Below are 20,418 nucleotides of genomic sequence, written 5' to 3'. Positions count from 1 at the left end.
GAGGTGCGCCCGGCGGCCTTCCTCTCTGTCAGGTTCAGGCAGCGGTACCGCGGCGGAGCAGGCCGGGGCCGCACACATCGGTACAGGTGTCACCGTCGCGGTCTTCCTCGTCGGGCGTGCCGTTCGGTGCACGGCTGCGCTGGGAGTACGCCTTGGCCGGCGGGGGGACGAGCATGTATTCGCGGCCGAGGTCGGAGGCGGACGCGTCGCCGTACATGGTGACCTCGCCGTCGGACCAGCGGACGACGAGGTCGTCCGGCCAGGTGTTGCCGCCGTACTTGCCGGTGGCGATGCCCCGGGCGTACTTCCAGGTGGATCCGGGCTCGGCGATCTTGAGTTCGTTGGCCTGGCGGACGGAACCGGAGGTGGGGAGCTTGGAGTGCTCGTTGATGTCCTTGAAGATCGACACCTCACCGTCGGACCACTTGACGATGAGGTCACCGTCCTTGGTCTTCTGCGAGGAGGTGTGGAAGGTTCCGGAAGCGGCGGCGACGGCGTTGCGCCACAGTCCCGGGGAGCCCATCTCGAAGTCCTTGCGGGGCTTGTCGGGCGTGCTGTCGTTGACGGCCTGGTTGTACAGCCGGACGACATCGGCGTCGAACTGTGAGCTGTAGGACGTATTCGGGGTGGGCCCGCCGGTTTTGTAGCCGTCGATGACGCCGATGATGTCGCCGCGTCTGCCGTCGAAGTTCCGGATGAACGGGCCGCCGGAGGAACCTCCGGCGAACGCGTCGCAGTCGATCGCCAGGAACCGGCCCTGGTAGCCGCGGGTGTTGCTCTTGCACACCAGGGGCTTCTTCGCGTCCCCCGGGAAACCGATCAGGGTGACGTTGCTCTGCGCCAGGCTTGCGGAGTGGACGGTCTTGAGCTCATTGCCCTGGCCCACGGCGTTCTCCAGGAACTGGCCCTTGGAGTTCGGCCCTGTACGCAGGAAGGCGAAGTCCACGTCATCGGCCGACACGGGGCCTTGCTCCAGGTAGCGCCGGTCCAGCCAGATCTTGTTCTTCTTGACCGGGAAGACGCCGTAGGGCGCGATTCCCTTTCCGGGCTTGTCCGGGTGCTGCTTCCAGCCGGGTGCGAAGGCCAGCGACCGGTGCCGGTCGTTGTCCGTCAGGCAGTGCGCGGCGGTGATCACCAGGGACTTGTTCGGTGAGGTGACGACGGAGGCGGAGCAGAACTGATCCCGGTTGGACGGGTCCTTCTGCGGATCGTCATCGGGATTGATGAGGAACACGCCTGCCGTGGGGATGCCCTTGGCGTCCCACTTCGACGGGGAGCGCATCACACCGCTGCGGCCCCCTGGCGTGCGGGCCTTGTCACTGTCGACCGGAACCGCGTCGGCGATCCGCTCCGAGGTCCAGTACGCCTCTGCGGCTTTGGCCTCCTCGATCTCCTGCGGCGTGGTCTTCAAACCGTCATCGGAAGCGTCGCCGGTCCCCGGTGTGGAAGTGGCCTCCGGTCCGGGGGTGATGTCGGGCTCGCCCGCCTCCCCTTCGCTTGCCTTTCCTTGCTTCGGCGAAGCGGTAGGCCGAACGGCGGGAGCCTGCGTCGGCGTCTCCGCGGGCTTGACGGCAGTGGATGGCGTTGGATCCGCCGTGCCGGAGAGAGGCGATGGATCCGCCGCCGTGCCGGAGACAGCCGGTGGTTGCGCCGTGCCGGAGACAGGGGAAGCCGCCGCCACGCCAGGCGAGGTGAGCAGCACGACCGTGGCCGCGGCGCTGAGCGCAGCGGCACGTATTCGGTGGTTCATCAGGATCTTTCGAGTTCGTTCCATTTGACGCGTATGCGCCATACAAGTCCGCGACCCTACCGTATTGGTCTAGTCCACTTGCACAAGGGTGTGCAGGTCGCGTTGGATCGCTTCGGCGAGCCGATCGAGGGGCGGGTGGAGTTCGTCGACGCTGTCCAGGGCGAGGGAGGCGCCCTCAGCCAACGAGCAGGACCGACGGGTGCACGCGTTCCAGGAGAAGATCCTTGGCAACAGCGATGATCCCTTCGGTGTCGCCTCGACCGGTCTGACCTGGCTACCGAAAGAACAACACTTCGGCATCACACACGAAAACCGGCTCGTGGCACACGCAGGCCTGCTGCGACTGCCTGTCGTGATCGGCGACGCCGAGACGGAGGTGGTGGGCGTCGGCGGGGTGGCCGTCGCACCCGGCATGCAAGGTCAGGGCCTGGCTCGGCTCGTCGTCTCGGCCGCACTGGAGCACGCCCGCACGATGGGCCCTCAGCATGCGCTCCTGTTCTGCCGACCTCCCCTCGTGGCGCTCTACCAGCGCCTCGGATGGCACCCGCTCGACGAGGACGTACGCGTCGAACAACCCGAAGGCCGCCTGGTGACCATGCCGCTGCGGACCATGGTGACGCCCCTGCACGACGACGCCCGCTGGCCCTCAGGGCCAGTACGGCTGCGCTCGCTGCCCATGTGACGGACGCCTTCGGGAAGGCCACCCAGCGCACGACAAGGGTTCCTCCGTCTGGCGCCAATGTCCGTTCGGATCTCGGGCTCTGGCCCCGGAGGCTGTCCACGGTGTTACAGGGCGATCAGGCCGGCTGTCGTCTCCTTGAAGCCGCAGGCATCGAAATAGAAGGAACGCAGGTGTTCCTCGAAGTCGACGTGGAGCCATTCACAGTTCGCGGCACGAGCTTCATGAGCCGCGGCTGCGACCAGTGCGGCACCAACACCTGTCCCCTGCCGATGCCGGCCGACCACTGTGTCCAGGATGAAGGCGTGGACTCCACCGTCCCAGACCACGTTGACGAAGCCGATCAGCGAACCGTCTTCCCAGGCACAGACCCAGCCGAGACTGTGGCGCTCAAGTCGTTCTCGCCAGTCGGCCTGAGCGACCGGGTGACCGAAGCCGTCGGCATGCAGCGCGTTGAGGGCGGCGTTGTCGAAGTCACCCCGCCACTCGTAGTTGACCGTCACTCCATGATCGTAAGGTCCGTGCCAAGTTCAGCGATCGGATGACGAAGCGAGGCGCACGCGCTCGCGGAGGAGAGGGACGACGGCCGTCACGCGGCGACACCCCACCACACCGCCCACGGTACGAACCCGACCGCGGCCAGTCCGACCGGGGCCAGGCGCAGCCAGACGGCCCAGCTCGGCGTCAGCCGGCGGCGCCGGAGTGCGGCCGCAGAGACACCCGCGGACACCACCACGGCGACGGCAAGACCCTGCACCACCAGCCACAAAGCCGGACGGCCCCACACGACGGGCGCCGCTGCACCGTTCCCCGCCACGAAGACGGCGGTCGAACAGGCCACCGTCGCCACGACCGCCAGCATGCCGAACCCGGCCAACCACCGCACCGGGCGCAGCACCGGGCCGCAGCGCGGGAGAGCACTCAGCGGATAGGCGGCGAAGCCGAGGAGCAGCAGCGCCGGGGTGAGCCAGGCCCAGGCGTGGTCCGGCACAGGGGTGCTGGCGAGTGCCTGCCCGGGTGCGGGAGCGGCGCTCGACGCCGGTGGGTGGCCGGCGGCGACGGCCCGCACCCATGAGGTCATGGTCTGCGTATAGCGCGGGACAAGGTCCCCCAGCTTCTTGCCGTGGAAGAGCGGGCCGCCGATCCGGTCGAACCCGTCCGACGTGCGGTGCCCGTTGTGCGCACCGCCGTCGACGAAGCCGATGACGGCGTGCCGGTTGCCCGCACGGGCCAGGGCCTCGCGGAAGATCCGTGCGCTCTCCTGGGGCGGCACCTGTGTGTCGTGATCGCCCCACAGAGCCAGCACCGGCGTTCGGTGGAGCCGCTCCAGCACCGGCAAGGGGTCGTAGCCGGCCGCCGGGAACAGACCGGTCGAGGCCAGGAATTGGGCGCTGGGGCCGGCCACGGTGCGACGGAACGGTCCGCCCACCCCTTGGTGGCGCAGGTGCGTGGTGAGGTTCCAGGCCTGGGTACGCAGCGGGTCGTAGCCGGGTCCGCCGATGGTGACGACGAACGCGACGTCGGTCGAGCGCGACGCGGCCAGCGGCGCCACCCAGCCCCCCTCGCTGAACCCCCACAGCCCGACCTGGCGTGCGTTCACCCCGCTCCTGGACCGCAACAACCGCACTCCGGCCAGCGCGTCGTCAGCCAGCAGGCCGAAGTCCACATGGAGCCGGGAGTAGCCGACGGTCCGCTTGTCGTAGACGAGTGTGGTGATCCCGGCCCGGGCGAACGCCTCGGCCTCCTGCCGGTACTCCTCCCGGGGCCCGGAGCCCGAGCCGCCGACGAGCACGATGCCGGCTCCCGCTCCGGGTGCTCCCCTTGTGCTGAGGACGGTGCCGTGCAGGACGAGCCCACCGCCACCCCGGAAGGTGACCTCCTGGCGGACCAGGACCGGCCCGTCTTCGCTTGCGTACGCCATCGGCGCGGCCAGCAGGAGGAGGGCGCCGACCAATGCCCCGGACAAAACGGCCAGTACGGAGCGTACCGGTGATGCGGATCTAGCCGAGAGCGCCACAGCGCGTATCCCCCTTGTGTTGTCGGTCGGTCCGCGCGGTCAGTCGGTCTCGGGAATTCCGAGCAGCCGGACGAGCACGGTCCGTGCCTCGGGCGCGTCCTCGGGTCCCCGGGCCGAGTACCGGTAGAGGAGCGCGATGTACTCCTCGAAGAACGCGCGGAGTTGGCCGGGGTCCACCCGGAGCGTGGCGCGCGAGAAGAGCGCCGCGTCGGCCCAGGGCCCCAGCGTGTCGCGCGCCTCCTCGAACCGCCGGGCGGAGTCGATCAGTTCGGCGAGATTGAGCCGGTGCATCTCGGTCAGCGCCTCGCGCATCTGCGGGGTCTGCCGGCTGTACGGCGGGAACCGCCGGTCCCCCGGCACTGCCCGCCACCACCGCTCCCGCCCCTTCGCCAGCTCCGGGACCTCCTCGACGAAGCCATGCTTGGCCAGCTGCCGCAGGTGGTAGCTGACCAGCCCCGTGCTCTCGCCCAACTCGCGTGCCAGCGCGGCGGAGTTGGCCGGTCCCCGGCGCAGGCATTGCTCGATCTTCTGCCGCATCGGGTGCGCGAAGGCGCGGAGCGCCTCGACATCGGTGATCTCCTGGGCGGGCGGTTGTTCGGCCATGCCGGAAGACTACGAGTTGCAAAGGGTGCTTGCAAGTGACCCTTGCAACCTTCGGCCGCGGACCGGGCCACCACCTCGCCGCACCGTGCCGGCCAGGACGGATAGGGTGGGTGGAGATCGGCAGGGACGGGTTGCGCGAGGGCGGCGGACGGCATGGGCGGTGCCGAGGACAGCAGGAGCACGGGCACCGGGCGCCCGACGTCGCGGGACGTCGCCCGGCTCGCCGGCGTGTCGCACACCGCGGTGTCCTTCGTGTTCAACGGTCGCGCCGAGGGCAATCTCTCGCCCGCCACCCAGGAACGCATCCGGCAGGCCGCCGCCCGGCTGGGCTACCGCCCCGACCCCGTCGCCCGCGGTCTGCGCCGTCGCCGTACGGCCGTGATCGGGCTGGTCACCGACGAGATCGCGTCCTCCCCGTTCGCCGGTCGGCTGCTGCGCGGCGCCATGGAGACCGCCTGGGACAGCGACCACCTCGTCCTCACCGTCGACTCCGGCGGCGACCCCGCGAAGGAGGACGCGGCCGTCGCCGAACTGCTCGACCGGCGCGTCGACGGCATCATCTACGCGGCCATGTCACTGCGCCGGGTCCGCGTCCCCGAGGGCCTGCACCGCACCCACTCCGTGCTCGCCAACTGCCTGCCCGAGGACGACTCCCTGCCCTGCGTCGTCCCCGCCGAACGCGCCGGCGGCCGTACGGCGGCCCGCCTGCTGCTCGACGCGGGCCACCGTCGGCTCGCCGTGATCGGCGGCCTGGACGACATCGCCTCGGCCGAACGTACCCGCGGCTTCCGGGACGCGCTGCGCGCCGAGGGCATCGCCGTGCCCAAGGAGTGGATCGTGCGCGGCGGCGGGGAGATCTCCGCGGGATACGCCGGGGCGCTGCGCCTGCTCGACGGGGTCGAGCCGGGCCGCCGCCCCACCGGCGTCCTGTGCTACAACGACCGGGTCGCGGCGGGTGTCCTGCACGCCGCGGCCCGGCTCGGGATCGACGTGCCCGCCGGTCTGTCGGTGGTCGGCTACGACGACCAGGAGCACATGGCCGCGTTCCTCACCCCTCCGCTCACCTCGGTCGCACTGCCGCACCGGGCGATGGGCGAGGCGGCGGCCCGGCTGCTCCTGGACTCCATCGGCACCGGCCGTACGCCGCCCGCGACCCCCCGGCGCCTGGCCTGCCCCATGGTCAGCCGTGCTTCCGTGGGTCCGGCGCCCACCCCGTGACCTGGGCACCCGGCCCGTCGACCACCAGCTCGGCGATGTCGCCGGGGCGACGGTAGACGCGCTCGGTGATCATCGCCCGTTCCTCGACGAAGAGTTCGAGCAGCGAGCCGTCGACGAGTAGCCGGATCGCGAGTTCTGGGCCTTTCGGCACGTGCACGGTGATCGGGGCGGAGCCCTCCCGGCCGGTCCGGGGCCAGGCGCTGCGGTCGAGGAGGACGGTTCCCCCGGCGGGGTCCGCCCGGACGGTCAGCTCCCGGCCCGAAGCGTCCCGGAGCAGGCTCACCGTGGTCGGTTCGCACGCGGTGACCGTCAGGTCGTATGTCTCCGGAAGCGGAGCCCGGCCCGGCGCGGTGACGAACGGCTCGGCCGGACGCAGAAGACCGAGTTCCGGGGCCGGACGGACGCGCAGCGAGCCGTCGGGGTGCACGTCGACGACCCGTGGCGCGGTGAGCACGCCCGCCCATCCGGCCCGGTCCACCTCCTCGCCCGGCCGGGCCTCCCACGACCAGCCCCACAGCAGTACGCGGTCCGGCTCCTGGAGCACGGCGGGAGCGTAGAAGTCCCGCCCCTGGTCGAGCCGGCCGCCGGTGCGCGGCACGAACCTCAACGTGCCCTGGCTGTCGGCTATTAGATGACCCGTCAGATATGCGGTCGAGCACGGATCTCCGTCCCACAGGGACACCAGGAGTACATGGTCGCCGCCGGCTGTCCGGTACAGGTGCGGGCACTCCCAGCCCACCGCCTTGTCGCCGAACGCGCACGCGGCCACCGGGTCCCTGCCGTCCAGCAGCACACCGGCGAACCGCCAGTCGGTCAGGTCGTCGCAGTCGTAGAGCAGGACCGACGGCGTGCCGTCGGCGTGCCCGGCCCCGACGAGGGCCCAGCACCGGTCCGCGTGGCGGAAGACGAACGGGTCGCGGAACATCACCACGTCCAGTCCCGGCGGCGGCCCTGCCACCACGGGCGCCGGCAGCGACGTCCATTCGGTCAGCCGCTCGTCGTCCGGGTCCTCCGCCCGCGCCAGGCAGATCGTGCCCAGACCGGTGTGGTCGCGGTCGATTCCCGTGTACACGGCGGTCGGTGTGCCGGCGTCGTCGACCACGCATCCCGACCAGCAGCCCGCCTCGTCCGGGCCGCCGGGTGTCGGCGCGAGGGCGACCGGGTGGTGCTCCCAGTGGACGAGGTCGCTGCTGGAGGCGTGGCCCCAGTGGATGTCGGCGTGGACCGGGGCGTGCGGGTTGTACTGGTGGAAGAGGTGGTGGCGGTCGTGCCAACGGAAGGGCCCGTTGGGGTCGTTGATCCAGCCCGCGGGCGGACGGACCCGGAAGCGGGGGGCGTGGGGGTCGTGGCTCACCGGTTGACTCCTGCCGAGGTGATGCCCTCGCGCAGCGGGCGCTGGCCGACGACGAACACGGCGACGGCGGGGAGCATCGACAGCACGACTCCGGCCAGGACCACCGAGATCGACCCGGTGCCGAGGTTGCCCTGCAGGGAGACCAGGCCCAGCGGAAGTGTGTAGTTCTGGCTGGAGGTCTCCAGGATCAGCGGGCGGAAGAACTCGTTCCAGTGGTAGTTGAAGGCCAGCACGCCGACGATCGCCAGGCCGGGTGTGGCCAGCGGCGCGTACACCGAGCGGAAGATCCGCCAGGGCCCCGCACCGTCCAGCATGGCCGCCTCGCCCAGGTCCTTCGGCATGCCGAGGAAGTACTGGCGCATCAGGAAGGTGCCGAAGGCGGTCGGGAAGGCCGGGATGATCAGGCCGAGGAGTGTGTCGGTGAGGCCCATCGACTTCAGCACCAGGAACACGGGCACGATGGTGACCTGCAACGGCACCATCATGGTCGCGAGGACCAGGCCGAACAGCGGCTTCTTGAGAGGGAACTCCAGGCGCGCGAAGGCGTATCCGGCCAGGCCGGCCGTGATCATCTGGCCGACTGCGATCAGCGCCGTCACCAGCGTGGAGTTCAGGGCGAGCAGCCACACGTCGAGCTGCTGGAAGACCCCGTGGTAGGCCGCGGTCGTCGGGTGCGTCGGGATGATCTGCGGAGGCAGGTCGAAGGACTGGGCCGGGGTGCGCAGGGAGGTGGAGACGGTCCAGATGACCGGGCCGAGCGTCACCAGGGCGCACACGGTCAGTCCGGCGATCCGGGCCCAGGGGGCGAGCGAGTGACGTACGCGGCTCAGGGTCAGGGTTGCTTGGCTCATGCGGCTCACCGGCTCACTGGTAGTGGACGAAACGCCGGCTGAGCCGGAACTGGAGGGCGGTGACCGCCATGATCAGCGCGAAGAGCAGCACTCCCACCGCAGATGCCTCACCGAAGTCGAGCTGCTCGAAGGCCCGCTCGTAGATCACCATGACCACGGTGCGGGTGGAGTCGCCGGGTCCGCCGTCGGTGAGGACGTACGGCTGCTCGAAGACCTGAAGGGCGTTGATGATGCCGACGACCGACGCGACGAGGAGCGTCGGCGACAGCAGCGGCAGCGTGATGCCGAGGTGCTTGCGCAGGCCGGTCGCGCCGTCGAGGGCGGCGGCCTCGTGGATCTCCTTGGGGATGTTGTTCAGACCGCCGACGAACAGCAGGAACGAGAAGCCGAACTGCTGCCAGACGTAGACCAGGATCACCGTGGCCATCGCCGCGTGCTCCGAGGTCAGCCAGGGCACGGGCGCGACGCCGACCAGGCCGATCAACCAGTTCACCACCCCGAAGTCCTGGTTGAACAGGTACTTCATCACCACCGAGATCGACGCGGCGGACAGCACCAGCGGGAAGAAGAACGCCGAACGGAACACCGACCGCAGCCACACCGGCATCCGCCCGTTCAGCGCGAGCGCCAGCGCCAGCGCGATCAGAAGTTGCAGCGCGACCGCGAGGACCATGAAGAGGAGCGTGTTGCGGAAGGAGACCAGGACGGTCGAATCCGTGAATGTGGTGCGGTAGTTGGCGCCGCCGGCGAAACGGGGCGGGTCGATCACGTTCCAGCGGAACAGGCTCAGCACGACCGACCCGATAATCGGCACGACCGTGAAGACGACGATGCCGACGACCGTGGGCGCCAGGAACAGCGCGGCCAGCAGCCGGGAGCCGCGGTCGCGGACGGAGGGCCGTGCGGCGACGGCGGGTGGCGCGGCGGGCCGTGGACGTGCGGCCGGGACCTGGGTGTTCGTCATACCTCACGCTCCATGGCCTTCTCCAGGTCGCCCTGCATCCGGCGCAGTGCGGGACGGACCGCACGGGGCGAGGCCAGCGCGGTGCCGGTGTACTTGAGCAGGACGTCGGTCACCTCGGCGACCTGCGGCGGCGCCGGGATCGGGCCGGTGTCGGGAAACCGGTCGAGGGTGTCGTAGAAGACCTGCCAGTGCGCCGGGCCGCTTCCGGCGTAGCGGGCGGCGTTCAGCATCGAGCGCCGGGCCGGGGTGGTCTGGTTGCTGCGGAACAGCCGGGTCATCGTGTCCTGGCGGACGGCGTACTTGATGAACTCCCAGGCGGCGTCCTGTTTCTTCGAGGTCCGCAGCAGCGCGTAGCCCGCGGCGCCGAACTGGTGGCGCTGGGTGCGCCAGCGCGGGAAATACTGCACGTCGTAGTCGGCCGCCTGCATTCCGGCCAGCTGCAGGCCGCCCGCCCAGAAGCCGCCCGCCGGCGTGACGCCGACGCGGCCGGTGGAGAACACACCGACCAGGTTGCTGCCGTTGCCGCCCTCGGGCCGGGTGCACAGGTCCTCCTGGACGAGGGAGGCGAGATAGTCGTACGCCTCCTCGACCCGGTCGGCGGTGGCCTGCGGGGTCGTCCAGCGAAAGCCCCCACCGCGCCCATGCCGGTCGGCGGCCGGGTAGAAGGTGTCCCACAGCCAGGAGCCACCGGGCGCCTTGGACTCCTTCAGCAGGTTCGTGCCGTTCGCGAAGAGCCAGGGCACCACGCCGCCCCACAGCCGGTTGGTCCAGAAGTACGGCGTGAAGTGCGCATCGCCGGCACGCTTCATCTCCCGCAGCAACGCGGTGAAGTCGTCCCGGCTCCAGTCGGCCGGCGGGAAACCCGCGCCCGCCCGCTTCAGCACCTGCTTGTTGAGGTACATGTCGGCGGCGTTGAACTCCATCGGGAGCTGGTAGAGGCTCCCCTCGTACATCATCGACTCCACCAGCGAGGGGTGGACGTCGGCGAAGTACGAGCGCAGCTCCGCCGCGTCCCGGCGCACCCAGCGATCCAGTGGCACGCCGAGCCGCCGGGCGAACAGCTGCACACCCTCGGTGGCCACATAGACCAGGTCGGGCGCGGCGCCCGCGGCGATCTGGGTGAGGATCTTCGCGAAGAAGTCCGACCAGTCGACGGCCTGCACCGCGTTGACCCGCAGCGGGATGTCGGGGTGGAGCCGGTGGAAGCCCTCGGTGAGGGCGTCGACGGCGGCCGGGTCGAAGGCGGAGCCGAGGGTGGCGACGACGAGGGAGCCGTCGTCGCGGCCGGGGATGTCGGCTGCGGTGAGCCGGTCCCAGCTCGCGGCGGCAGCGGCCAGGGCGGATGCCCCCGCTCCGTACGCGCCGTACCGCAGCAGCGTGCGGCGAGGGAGGTTCGAGTCGGTCATCGAACGGGCCTAACTCGTGTTAGATCAGGGTTGATGACCCAGATGATGTGAACCGGACAACAGGCCTGTCAAGGGCCGGGAACGCTTGACCTTTAACGAGTTAGGTCTACAGTCCTCGTTCACACGAGCCGCCTGTTTCACGCCCCCTGCGTTGCGAGCCGCACTCGCGTGCGTCACGAGCCGTCATGGGCCCTGATGGGCCGTCACGAGAGGAACGATGCGTCATGCCCGGAACATCGGGGATCTCCCGGAGAGCGTTGTTCGCGGGTTCGGCCGCGGGCACCGCCGCCGCGCTGCTGCCCGCCGGACCGGCGACGGCCGCCCCGCAGCCCGAGGCTACGGCCAGGGGTAGGGCCAAGGCCGGGGCGAGCGGCGCGAGTTACCGTGCCGCGTACCACTTCACGGTCCCCGACCAGTGGAAGAACGACCCTCAGCGGCCCATCTGGATCGATGGCGAGTACCACTACTACTACCTCTACAACGCCGACTACTTCACCGGCGCCGTCGGCACCGCGTGGCGCCTGGCCACCACCAGGGACCTGGTCTCGTTCAGCGACCGCGGGGTCGCCGTGCCCAAGGACACCACGCCGGGCGGCGACCTCTGGTCGGGCTCGGCGGTGGTCGACACCGGCAACACGGCCGGCTTCGGTGCGGGCGCGGTCGTCGTCATCGTCACCATGTCCCCCGGTGGCGGCACCGACCATCAGGAGCAGTTCCTGTACTACTCGACCGACGGCGGCCGCTCCTTCAGCAACTACGGGACCGACCCCGTCCTGCCCAACCCGGGCGTCGCCGACTTCCGTGACCCCAAGGTGATCCGCGACGAGGACCGGGGGCGCTGGGTGATGGCCCTTGCCGAGAACGACAAGATCGGCTTCTACCATTCCGACGACCTCAAGTCCTGGGTGTACGCGGGCGGCTTCGTCCACGACGGCATCGGCGTCCTGGAGTGCCCCGACCTGTTCCGTATCACCGCCGGCGACGGCACCGTCAAGTGGGTGCTCGGCGCGAGCGCCAACGGCAAGAGCTCGGGGCTGCCCAACACGTACGCCTACTGGACGGGTTCCTTCGACGGCAGCGCGTTCACCGCGGACGCGAGTGACCCGCAGTGGCTCGACCACGGCTGGGACTGGTACGCCGCCGTCACCTTCGAGAAGCGGGACGCGAGCGGCGCGGTGGACTCGGGTGCCCGGTATGCGATCGGCTGGGTGAACAACTGGGACTACGCCAACACCACCCCCACCATCGACTGTGACGGCTTCAACGGCAGCGACTCCATCGTCCGCGAGGTCATCCTGAAGAAGGCGTCCGACGGCACCTGCTACCTCGCCTCCCAGCCCGTCGCCGGCCTCGACTCGTATGTCTCCCGGACCGTGAACCTGGGCGACGTGACCGTGAACGGCACGAAGGTGCTCGACTACACCGGCATCTCCTACGAGGTGACGACCTCGATCGACTGGTCCCAACTCACCGGCGCAGGCCTTCAGTTGAGGCGCTCACCGGACGGCGGTCGGCACATCGACGCCGGGATCTACGACGCCTACGCCTTCCTCAACCGCCGGAACACGGTGAACGCCGACACGTCCGGCAAGTGGCAGGAGAGCCGCACCCCGTTCGACCGGTCCGCCGGCACGGTGAAGCTGCGCGTCCTGGTGGATCGCACCTCGGTGGAGATGTTCGTCGACGACGGCCGCTACGTGCACACCAGCCAGGTCTTCCCGTACCTGCTGGACACGAGGCTCGCGCTGTTCACGATCGGCGGCAGTGCGGTGTTCCGCAACACGGTGATACGCGAGTTCTCGGTGTGAGGCCACCTGATCGGCGGGACGGACGGCCCGGGAGTTGTGTGGCACAGGTGCCGTTCATCACCCCCGACTTGGCACAGCGCACCAGCGGGTAGGCTCCCGAGTGGATCCCCCGCCACGAAGGTGAGTTCGACCATGACAGCCTTGAAGGACGAGCAGACGACGACCGGCGCGACGGCCACCCGGACACCGGCTGCCAGGATCGCCTGGGCCGTCGCAGGACTCGCTCTGATCGTGCTCGGCGCCGTCCTGATCTGGGTGATCCAGACCAAGGCCGTCGACATGCCGAATGACATCCGCATGTCCGCACTCGGGCCCCGTGCAGCCACCTTCGTCTTCTTCGGCGGCGGCACGTGGTGCCTGGCGCGTGCGGGGAAGCAGCGTATGTGAGCGGGGAGTGCGCCGGTGTCCCGGCTCTGCCGATCGCATCATCGTGAGCGCACCTGAAGCTCTCCGGCAGCCGTCAGTGTCATCGGGGTCTGCCACCAGCTGGCCCTGCCGCACGCCCCATCCTCCGTGTGCCGGACCGGCCGGACTCTTCTGCTGACCCGGAGCACTCGCCTGTCACTCTCGTCCGCCGTGACGGTCACCGTGACGGTACGCCCGGCATCCGGCCCTGCCGACGTCGGCAGGAACAGGGAGCGCACACGGGGAGACGTGCCCGGTATCGTCTGACACCGGCCGTCGACGCAGGCCCGCACGGTGGCCTGTTGATGCGACGCAACCCAGGGTGCGACATCCAACAGCACGTCCGGAGCGGGCTCATTCGGCCCGTTGCACACCCGCGGCGGCGACGCACACCCCACGACCACGCCCATGGCCAGGACGGACACCCACAACAATCTCGTCGCACCGGACCGCGCCGCTCTGCCGCGCACAGTGACGGCTCCGATCGCACACGAGACGGGTCCGCTTCTGTCCCCCTCCGGTAAGTGCATGCCGTCCCCCCGGGATCCGCAGCAAATAAAGGCAGGGTAGCCGGATCCCCGTACGATCGTGAGTGCTGGAACAGACCCCATGTGCCGGGCCCACCAACACGCCGCCGAGGTCGACCGCCGCAACCGCCATCACGCCGCGCCCACCGGATACGCCAGGCGTGCCGCGCGATCGTCCCCTCAGCACCCGCTCCGCCGCACCCCGTCCCAGCAGCGTGTGGACCAGGTGGGTGTGTGGGTGGATGGCAGCGCGGGGTGGAGGTAGGCGTGCTCGCGTCGGCGTTCGATGACCGCGAGCATCATCGCCTTCCAGTAGAGCAGGCCGTGCTCGCCGGCCAGGCGTGAACCCTCTGCGCCTGAGTGCAGCGCGACGTCGACGCCGCCCTCCCAGGAGGCCAGGACCGCGTCCACGTAGAGGGCGAAGGCGCGGTCGGACGGCCTGCTCTCGTACGCGGTCGACTGGAGCAGCTGCCGACGGCGCTCGGTCGCGGTCACCGACCTCGACGACATCCTGGCCCGCCTCGCCGCACGTGGCATCCCCACCAGCCGGTGGAGACGTACAGCAACGGCGTGCGCCACGTTGTCGTATCGGACCCGGACGGGAACAGCCTCTCGCTCGCCGAGGCGCGCACGCCGCGCCTGGCGGGAGTTCGTCGACGTACGCGGTGAGCTCTGGCGGTTCGACGTGGAGCCGGTCCCGCGGCCTCAGGAACGCTCGGTCCGCAGGGCGGAGAGCCGAGCAGCGGCGTCCGCAGCGGCGGATGAGCCGAGTCGGCGGTAAAGGGCGACGGCGTCCTCCAGGCCGGCCAGGGCGGCGGCACGGTCGTCGAGAGCGAGGGCGCAGCGGGCGGCGCCTTCCAGGGCACGCGCCTCGTCCAGCAGGCTGCGCGTGTCGCGGGCGAGTGCCAGGGCCTGCTGGTGGAGCGTCAGCGCCGAGCGCGGGTCCGCCGTCCGCTCGGTCAGGGCTCCGAGGTCGAGCAGCGCGCTGGTCTCGCCCAGACGGCTGCCGATCTCCTGGTAGAGCGCCAGTGCCTGCTGGTAGAGCGCGCCGGCGTCGCGGCTGTCCCCCAGCGCGTCGCGGGCCCGGCCCAGGCCCAGCAGCGAGTCGGCCTCTCCGTGGCGGCTGCCCGCCTCCCGACAGGCGTCCAGGGAGCGCTGATGCAGCTCGGCCGCGCCGCGGTGGTCGCCGACGGCGTGCCGGATCCGGCCCAGCCCGCGCAGGGTGTTGGCCACGCCCTGCACGCTGTTGAGGTCCTCGTAGATCGCCAGCGCCTCCTGATAGAACACCCCGGCGCTGTCCCGGTCGCCCACCTCGTCCAGGATGTAGGCCAGGTCGTGCAGGGCGGCGGCCTCGCCGCGGCGGTCTCCCATGCTCCGGTAGAGGTCGAGCACCTGCGAGGTCAGCTCCACCGCTGCCGAGGAGTCGCCCGAGGAGTGCCGGGCCCGGCCCAGGTCGCACAGGGCGCGGGCCTCGCCGAGCCGGTCGCCGAGCGCTCGGAACGCCGCCAGGGCCCGTTCGTGCAGCCAGGCAGCCTCCCGGATCTCCCCGGTCAGCAGCCGGATACGGCCGAGTTCGTGCAGGTCGTTGGCCTCACCGTGCCGGTCGCCCAGCTCCTGGTGGATCGCCAGGGCCCCCTCGTACAGCTCCGCGGCGGCCCGATAGTCGCCGGTCGCGTGCCGGGCCCGGCCCAGGTCGCACAGGGCGTCCGCCTCGCCACGGCGGTCGCCGGCGGTTGCCGCCGCGGTCACCGCGGACTGGTGCAGCGCCGCGGCCTGGCTCCAGCGCCCCTCCAGCAGGAGGAAGGCCGCCAGGTCGACGGAGACCGACACGGTGAACGAGGGGAGGGCCGCGAGGGCGGGGTGGCCCAGCAGCGAGAGCAGGTTCCGGTGCTCGCCGCGCATCCAGGCCAGGGCCTTGGTCCGGTCGGTCAGCGCGGGGAGGGCGGCCGGTGCCGCCGGCTCCGGGCGCCGACCGGGGCGGGTGCGGCGTGCCAGGTGCTCGTTGGCCCGGGCGGCGGCGTGCTGGTAGTAGCCGGCCAGCCTGCGCAGCGGGACGTTCCGGTCCGTCTCCCCCGTCTGGTCTTCGGCCATCGACCGGGCGTAGAGACCGACGAGGTCGTGAAAGTGGTAGCGCGACGGGGTGCGCTGGACCAGCAGGTTGTGGTGAAGCAGGGATTCCAGCAGCCGCTCCGCGGTGCGGTGGTCGGTGCCGGCCAGGGCGGCGACGGCGTAAGGGTCGACGTCGTAGCCGGGGAAGCCGCCCAGCAGCCGCAGCAGATCCTGTTCGTCGGGGGCGATGGAGGCGAAGGAGGTCGCGAAGACGGCGGTCAGGCTGCGGTCCTCGTCCGTCAGATGAGCCAGGCGCTGGTGCTCGTCGCGGAGCCTGTCCACCAGGTCCTCCAGGTCCAGGCCGCGGTGGTGGCGCAGCCGCGCGGCGGCGATACGGATCGCCAGCGGCAGGTGGCCGCAGAGCCGGACGAGCTCGTCGGTGGCCGGATGGCCGTCGGGGATGCGACCGGGGCCCGCGCCTTCGCGCAGCAGCGTCACCGCGTCCGTGTCCGGGAGCACGTCGACGGCGAGGCTGTGTGCGTCGTCGAGGCCGGTCAGTCGCTTGCGGCTGGTGATCAGGACCAGGCAGCCGGGTGTGCCCGGCAGGAGCGGGCGTACCTGCGCGCTGCTGGCGGCGTTGTCGAGGACGATCAGGGTGCGGGTGTCGGCGAGCCGTTCCCGGTACAGGGCGGCGCGGGTGCTCAGTTCCTCGGGTATCTGCTGCGGCGGTACGCCCAGCGAACGCAGCAGCCAGTCCAGGGCGTCGGCAGGGGTGACCGGGGCGATCCCGGCCGTGTGGCCGTGGAGGTCCACGAAGAGCTGCCCGTCGGGGAAGTGGGCACGCGCCCGGTGCCCGGCTCGGATGGCCAGCGCGGACTTGCCCACACCGCCCATGCCGTCGATCGCCGAGATCACCACCATGCCGGCGGCGCTGCCCGCGGGCGCCGACCTGGCCAGCGCCAGCAGTTGGTCGAGTTCTCGGGCCCTGCCGGTGAACAGCCGGGTGTCGTAAGGGAGTTGGCAGGGCGCGGCCGGGCGCGGCCGCCGCGTTTCGGGGGCGGCGGCCGAGCGGGCGGGGGCGGAGACGGTGCGCGCCGCCGCGAGCAACTGTTCGTGGCGGCGCGGATCGAGTGCGAGGGCCTCGGCGAGCCGGCTCACCGAGGAGAGCCGCGGCTGTCGCCGCCCCGCCTCCAACACGCTGATCGAGTGGGCCGACACCCCTGACCGGTCGGCTAATTCGTCCTGCGTCCAACCGGCCGAGAGCCGACAATCGCGCAGAAGCTCCCCAAAGGCACTACCGCCCACTTTCCCCCCTGGAAACGGTCAGCCGCCGAAACGGCACAAGCCAGTCGGGCCCATTCTCGGTCAGCGGGCTGTGCGGGTTCAACTGGAGCCCCCGGGTTCAACTGGGGTCCTTTCTCGTGCTGTGACCTCAGAGGTTCGCCGGAATACTCATGTCGCGCCGACGAAGGGGCGTCCGCCCCATTGGAGTTGGCGATGGCGAACTGGCGCAGGAGTCCGGGTCAGCGGGTCAGCAAGCCAGCGGCCCGCGCGCCGGGCGAGCCGGGGCATGGGAAGTGCGCGCCAGGGCGCACGACTTCACCATTGACTACTCAGAGTCACACCTTCAGGGGATCGACGGCATCTCTGTCACTCTCCGTGGGTACGTTGCGACGCATGTGCGCAGACACCTAGGCGTGGAGTGACAGTGACCTGTCGTGAAACTGATCAAGGGGTAAGCGTCTTACCCTTCGGGGCGAGCAGTGAAGGGCTCCTTCAGCGTGGGGATCACGCGCTGTTCGGAGTCAGCACGGGCAACAGCTACTTCAGCCGCCGGCGTCTGGCCGACGGGATGGCGTGGGCGGTGGAGCGCTTCGCCGTCGTGGACGTGGTGCACGCGGATGTCGCTCTGGAGGCGATGCTCGAAGCCCTCGGCTACGAGCGGGGCGCCGCGCGCAGGAGTGTGGCCAAGCAACTGCGCGGTGTACGGCGCCGCATCGACGGCGCGCTCGAGGACCTCGGGACTGCGGCGGAGCGCGTACGGGCTCGGCCGTTATCCGATTTCCTCGACCAGCCCGGCTACCGGGATGTGCGTGCGCGGACGCGGACGGCGCTGCGAACCGATCTGGAATTACGGTCGGTCCGGGACGCCATGGCGTACCAGTTCCTCGCCAAGCGGCTGCAGCCGGGCGGCCTGCCCGCTCCCGCTCAGGTACAGGCGGCACTCGCCTACGTGGACGCCGAGTTGCCGTTCTTCGTCGACACGCCACGGATCCTGGGGGCCGCCTCGTCCGTCCACTGCTATCACACCGTCCTTCCGCTGGGCCGGCTGCTGTTCGGTGGTCGCCGGACAGGTCTGCGCCCGGCCGACAACCAGGGCTACGCCATCGTCGCGTGCCGCGACTGACCCGCGCAGGACTCCCACGGAGCCGCAGAAGAAAGCAGAGTGCCATGGCATCCACCCCCACCGAAACCTCCCTGTCCTCTTACGCCGATGTGGAGTGGCCGCTGTCCCGGCGCGGTGACGTCGTGCCCGCCGAGTGCGCGCGGCTGCGCGAGAAGAACCCCGTCGCGCGGATCCGGACGCTCACGGGCGACGACGCATGGCTGGTCACCAGCTACGCGACGGCCCGACAGGTACTGGAGGACGAACGCTTCAGCCTGCGCGACACAGCCGCTCCCGATGTACCGCGCCAGTACGCTCTGACGATTCCCCCCGAGGTCGTCAACACCATGGGCAACGTCAACAGTGCCGGGCTCCACCAGGAAGTGCTGCGTGCCTTCGGACCCCGCTCCGGGCCGGCGTCCGCACAGTGGATGTCCGCGCGGGCGCACGAACTGCTCGACACCATCGTGGAGGAGGGGCCACCGGTCGACCTGCGGCAGCGGTTCGCCGAGCCGTATTCCGCCGCCCTGGTCTGCAAGGTGCTCGGCCTGCCCTATGAGGACGGGCTGCGGCTCATGTCAGGCCTGGACCTCGGCTTCGTCACCAGCCCCGTGGTCTACGACGGCTGCACCGCCAACTGGGACAAGGACTACGCCTTCGTCCTGCGGCACGTGCGCGCCGACCGAGATGCCCAGCAGGGCTTGATCCGGCGGCTGTGCGAGCTCCGCGACGACCCGGAGCGCGACGGCGGCGACCTGACCGACGAGATGCTCGCCGCGACGGTCACCTCGCTCTTCGGCGCCGGCGCCATGAGCACCTATGTGTTCCTGCTGCACGCCGTCCTGACCTTGATCCGGCACCCGTCAGCGATGGACCACCTGCGTCAGCGGCCCGAGGCGATGCCGGACGCGGTGGAGGAACTGTTGCGGGCCACGCTGTCGATCGGCGACGGACTGCCCCGGATCGCGCGGGCCGACGTCCAGGTCGGTGACGTCCTGGTGCGGGCCGGGGAACTGGTGCTGGTCTGCGTGGAAGGCGCGAACTTCGACCCCGAGCAGTTCCCGGACCCCGAACGGTTCGACCCCGGCCGCTCGCCCAACGCACACCTGTCGTTCGGGGCGGGCCGCCACTTCTGTCCCGCCTCCGCGATCTCCCGCGTCCACGCCGCGGAAGCCCTCACCGCCCTCCTCCAGCGCCTCCCGCGACTGCGCCTCGCACAGCCCCTCGACCAGCTGGTCTGGCGCACGGGCAACATCAAGCGGGTCCCCGAAAGGCTCCCGGTCCTGTGGTGATCTCACCGGAAGGCGCCGCCATGGCGCGCCTCTTCGACAGCCTCGGCATGGACTACGAACATGCCTTCACCGGCCGGAAACAGGCCCAGATCGACGCCGTCGAGGAGCTGACGGGCCGTCTCGCCCCCGGCTCCCGTGTCCTCGACGTGGGGTGCGCGACGGGCCGCCCGACCACGGAGCAACTGTGCGCCAAGGGCCTTGATGTCACGGGCGTCGACATCTCCGAGGTCATGCTGGCCCATGCACGGCGCCAGGTTCCCCAGGCCCGCTTCATCCTGGCCGACCTTTTCAGCGACACCACCGACCTGGGTGCATACGACGCCGTCGTCTGCCTGTTCTGCCTCGTCAACCTGCCCGAACCCCGCTTTGTCGAGGGCCTGCGACGGCTGGCGGCCCTCACCGTGCCAGGCGGCACCATCATGGTCGCGGTGCCGGAATCCCGGGGCACCGAGGAGGTGCACTTCCTCAACCTGACGTACCGCCCCATGCGCTGCCTGCCCGAGGACCTCCACCGTTACGCCCGACTCGCCGGACTGGAGGTCGAGCGCGTGCAGGCCCGTGCCGAACCCGCATCACAGAGCCAGTCGGCACCGGGGAGAAGCCTGTTCCTATGGACGACAACCCCGGCACCCTCACCCCACGCATCGAGCCGAGATGCTTCACGACACTCCGCCGGATCCCCTCACCCGCGAATGCGGCCTTGACCGCGCTGCGGCACGAGGCGGCGTTGGCCACGGAGTGGGCCAGCGCGATCCGGTTCAGGCCGATCTCCTCGAAGGCCCAGCCCGCCATCACTTCCCATGCGGCGGGCACAAGGCCCCGTCCGCGGGTCTCGGGCAACACCCAGTACGAACACCGGGCGACACCCAGTACCAACGACACCTGGCGCAGGGCGATGTGGCCGGCCACGGCTCCGTGCGGCGCGGTGATCGCCCACGCGGCATCCGTCTCGGCGTGCCACCCCTCCTGCCGGCCGGCGATCCACGGCCTCGCCTGCTCCTCGGACAGCGCGGTGCACAGGCTCCACCGCTGAATCTCCGGGTCGGCGAACGCCTTGAACACCAGGCCGGAGCCGACCGGATCCCAAGGGCTGCTCGCAAGCCCTGCGG

At 70.6% G+C, this 20,418-nt stretch carries 17 protein-coding genes and 1 pseudogene; 7 read left to right on the top strand and 11 right to left on the bottom strand.

Annotation, left to right across the window (positions count from 1 at the left end):
* Window positions 1-34 precede the first annotated feature (34 nt).
* On the bottom strand, window positions 35-1,411 hold the full coding sequence (locus IE277_RS30765; protein ID WP_189956979.1) for a trypsin-like serine peptidase: 1,377 nt from the start codon (window positions 1,409-1,411) through the stop codon (window positions 35-37).
* Window positions 1,412-1,949: 538 nt separating this feature from the next.
* Here IE277_RS30765 and IE277_RS30760 point away from each other — a divergent pair.
* Entirely contained in the window at window positions 1,950-2,432 is a 483-nt protein-coding gene (locus tag IE277_RS30760; RefSeq protein ID WP_229882084.1) for a GNAT family N-acetyltransferase, read from the top strand.
* A gap of 104 nt (window positions 2,433-2,536) precedes the next feature.
* Here the strand turns inward: IE277_RS30760 and IE277_RS30755 are convergent, their stop codons facing one another.
* The 3 genes from IE277_RS30755 to IE277_RS30745 form a co-directional block, all read right to left on the bottom strand.
* Window positions 2,537-2,932, bottom strand: a complete 396-nt coding sequence (locus tag IE277_RS30755; protein ID WP_189956978.1) for a GNAT family N-acetyltransferase — start codon at window positions 2,930-2,932, stop codon at window positions 2,537-2,539.
* A gap of 86 nt (window positions 2,933-3,018) precedes the next feature.
* Complete coding sequence (locus tag IE277_RS30750) at window positions 3,019-4,395, bottom strand: alpha/beta hydrolase family protein (protein ID WP_229882083.1); 1,377 nt, start codon at window positions 4,393-4,395, stop codon at window positions 3,019-3,021.
* Between the two features lie 90 nt (window positions 4,396-4,485).
* Complete coding sequence (locus tag IE277_RS30745) at window positions 4,486-5,049, bottom strand: ArsR/SmtB family transcription factor (RefSeq protein WP_189956976.1); 564 nt, start codon at window positions 5,047-5,049, stop codon at window positions 4,486-4,488.
* A 153-nt stretch (window positions 5,050-5,202) separates the two neighbouring features.
* On the opposite strand from IE277_RS30745, the gene IE277_RS30740 reads away from it, so the two are divergent.
* On the top strand, window positions 5,203-6,267 hold the full coding sequence (locus IE277_RS30740) for a LacI family DNA-binding transcriptional regulator (RefSeq protein WP_189956975.1): 1,065 nt from the start codon (window positions 5,203-5,205) through the stop codon (window positions 6,265-6,267).
* Here the strand turns inward: IE277_RS30740 and IE277_RS30735 are convergent.
* The 4 genes from IE277_RS30735 to IE277_RS30720 are packed head-to-tail and all read right to left on the bottom strand — an operon-like array spanning window position 6,230 to window position 10,842.
* Complete coding sequence (locus tag IE277_RS30735) at window positions 6,230-7,621, bottom strand: glycoside hydrolase family 32 protein (RefSeq protein WP_189956974.1); 1,392 nt, start codon at window positions 7,619-7,621, stop codon at window positions 6,230-6,232. The genes IE277_RS30740 and IE277_RS30735 overlap by 38 nt on opposite strands.
* Window positions 7,618-8,472, bottom strand: a complete 855-nt coding sequence (locus tag IE277_RS30730) for a carbohydrate ABC transporter permease (RefSeq protein WP_189956973.1) — start codon at window positions 8,470-8,472, stop codon at window positions 7,618-7,620. The genes IE277_RS30735 and IE277_RS30730 overlap by 4 nt, the downstream gene beginning before the upstream one ends.
* Before the next feature lie 13 nt (window positions 8,473-8,485).
* Window positions 8,486-9,436 (bottom strand): carbohydrate ABC transporter permease, encoded by a 951-nt coding sequence (locus tag IE277_RS30725; protein ID WP_189956972.1) that lies wholly within the window; start codon window positions 9,434-9,436, stop codon window positions 8,486-8,488.
* The gene (locus IE277_RS30720) at window positions 9,433-10,842 is read right to left on the bottom strand and encodes an extracellular solute-binding protein (RefSeq protein WP_189956971.1); all 1,410 of its coding nucleotides are present in this window, start codon (window positions 10,840-10,842) and stop codon (window positions 9,433-9,435) included. The genes IE277_RS30725 and IE277_RS30720 overlap by 4 nt, the downstream gene beginning before the upstream one ends.
* A 224-nt stretch (window positions 10,843-11,066) precedes the next feature.
* Between IE277_RS30720 and IE277_RS30715 the strand changes: the two genes are divergently transcribed.
* On the top strand, window positions 11,067-12,650 hold the full coding sequence (locus tag IE277_RS30715; RefSeq protein ID WP_189956970.1) for a glycoside hydrolase family 32 protein: 1,584 nt from the start codon (window positions 11,067-11,069) through the stop codon (window positions 12,648-12,650).
* Window positions 12,651-12,782: 132 nt separating this feature from the next.
* Entirely contained in the window at window positions 12,783-13,037 is a 255-nt protein-coding gene (locus tag IE277_RS30710; protein ID WP_189956969.1) for a hypothetical protein, read from the top strand.
* Between the two features lie 725 nt (window positions 13,038-13,762).
* On the opposite strand, the gene IE277_RS30705 is transcribed toward IE277_RS30710, so the two are convergent.
* Window positions 13,763-14,077 (bottom strand): hypothetical protein, encoded by a 315-nt coding sequence (locus IE277_RS30705; RefSeq protein ID WP_189956968.1) that lies wholly within the window; start codon window positions 14,075-14,077, stop codon window positions 13,763-13,765.
* 210 nt (window positions 14,078-14,287) lie between these two features.
* Window positions 14,288-16,936 carry an ATP-binding protein gene (locus tag IE277_RS30700; protein ID WP_189956967.1) on the bottom strand — a complete coding sequence of 883 codons (2,649 nt, stop codon included), beginning with the start codon at window positions 16,934-16,936 and terminating at the stop codon, window positions 14,288-14,290.
* 397 nt (window positions 16,937-17,333) lie between these two features.
* Here IE277_RS30700 and IE277_RS30695 point away from each other — a divergent pair, with 397 nt between their 5' ends.
* Genes IE277_RS30695 through IE277_RS30685 form a run of 3 tightly spaced genes read left to right on the top strand, consistent with a single transcriptional unit; the run spans window position 17,334 to window position 20,013 of the window.
* A complete protein-coding gene (locus IE277_RS30695) occupies window positions 17,334-18,038 on the top strand; it encodes a tRNA-dependent cyclodipeptide synthase (protein ID WP_308433433.1) in 705 nt (234 codons plus the stop codon).
* A 44-nt stretch (window positions 18,039-18,082) separates the two neighbouring features.
* Window positions 18,083-19,309, top strand: coding sequence for a cytochrome P450 (locus IE277_RS30690; RefSeq protein ID WP_189956965.1), 1,227 nt, complete (start codon window positions 18,083-18,085; stop codon window positions 19,307-19,309).
* Between the two features lie 20 nt (window positions 19,310-19,329).
* Window positions 19,330-20,013, top strand: coding sequence for a class I SAM-dependent methyltransferase (locus IE277_RS30685; RefSeq protein WP_189957020.1), 684 nt, complete (start codon window positions 19,330-19,332; stop codon window positions 20,011-20,013).
* Between the two features lie 19 nt (window positions 20,014-20,032).
* Here IE277_RS30685 and IE277_RS49725 read toward each other — a convergent pair.
* Window positions 20,033-20,371, bottom strand: a pseudogene (locus IE277_RS49725) (GNAT family N-acetyltransferase); the annotation flags it as partial.
* Window positions 20,372-20,418 lie beyond the last annotated feature (47 nt).

The organism is Streptomyces alanosinicus, assembly GCF_014650595.1.
In the GTDB taxonomy this organism is placed as follows: domain Bacteria; phylum Actinomycetota; class Actinomycetes; order Streptomycetales; family Streptomycetaceae; genus Streptomyces; species Streptomyces alanosinicus.
The sequence above is the reverse complement of the archived record's forward strand: the minus strand, read 5'-3'. Positions and strand labels throughout refer to the sequence as shown.

Excerpts from the sequence above, each read along its gene's own strand:
- IE277_RS30745 (WP_189956976.1), bottom strand. The coding sequence starts at position 5,049 with ATGGCCGAACAACCGCCCGCCCAGGAGATCACCGATGTCGAGGCGCTC.
- IE277_RS30740 (WP_189956975.1), top strand. The coding sequence starts at position 5,203 with ATGGGCGGTGCCGAGGACAGCAGGAGCACGGGCACCGGGCGCCCGACG.
- IE277_RS30730 (WP_189956973.1), bottom strand. The coding sequence starts at position 8,472 with ATGAGCCAAGCAACCCTGACCCTGAGCCGCGTACGTCACTCGCTCGCC.
- IE277_RS30725 (WP_189956972.1), bottom strand. The coding sequence starts at position 9,436 with ATGACGAACACCCAGGTCCCGGCCGCACGTCCACGGCCCGCCGCGCCA.
- IE277_RS30720 (WP_189956971.1), bottom strand. The coding sequence starts at position 10,842 with ATGACCGACTCGAACCTCCCTCGCCGCACGCTGCTGCGGTACGGCGCG.
- IE277_RS30715 (WP_189956970.1), top strand. The coding sequence starts at position 11,067 with ATGCCCGGAACATCGGGGATCTCCCGGAGAGCGTTGTTCGCGGGTTCG.
- IE277_RS30710 (WP_189956969.1), top strand. The coding sequence starts at position 12,783 with ATGACAGCCTTGAAGGACGAGCAGACGACGACCGGCGCGACGGCCACC.
- IE277_RS30690 (WP_189956965.1), top strand. The coding sequence starts at position 18,083 with ATGGCATCCACCCCCACCGAAACCTCCCTGTCCTCTTACGCCGATGTG.
- IE277_RS30685 (WP_189957020.1), top strand. The coding sequence starts at position 19,330 with ATGGCGCGCCTCTTCGACAGCCTCGGCATGGACTACGAACATGCCTTC.